Genomic DNA, 587 nt, shown 5'->3' on the forward strand with positions numbered 1-587 from the left:
CATGCCCGGGAACACGTAATCTTTCAGACCGTCACCTGCCGCTTCAATTACGGGTTTATCACCACCCCAGATATTCGCCATGTACTGGAACTCCGTGCCAACCGTGTTACACGACTTCACTAGTGAAATGACTGAGCCACCTAGGTTCGCGATGTAACCGTAGTTGGTGCCGGATTCTTTTAGCGACAAACATTGCGCTTTGAAATCACCCGGTTTGAGTGAGACAACCACTGGGTTTTGCACTTCAAAGCCCAGCTCTTTGGCGTATTCCGCACACGCGTCTTTTGGTGCATTCGGGAACGGATGGTTATCACCAATGTGAGTAAATTTAGGTGCCGTGGTATTGCCTTTTGATTCCCAATCCTCTTTCGCCCATTTCACCAATGCACGACAGGCATCTGAATAAGACGCGCCATAGAAAAAGTTATACGGTGCAGGTTTTGCCGTTTTCGGGTTTTTGCCCGTAGGGTCCGTTAAATGACCCGAGTAAGATGCCGAAAATACTGGTACTTTGTCTTTGGTTACGAATGAGATCAGCGCTTCGGTATCCGCCGTGCCCCAACCTTGCATCGCCACCATGTTTTTAC

1 protein-coding gene is annotated in these 587 nt (G+C 49.1%); it reads right to left on the reverse strand.

The annotated features are described in order from the left end of the window. The coding region (locus tag R7040_RS28325; protein WP_318097865.1) for an ABC transporter substrate-binding protein at positions 1 to 587 on the reverse strand (587 nt) is incomplete at both ends.

The organism is Vibrio sp. 1069, from assembly GCF_033340555.1.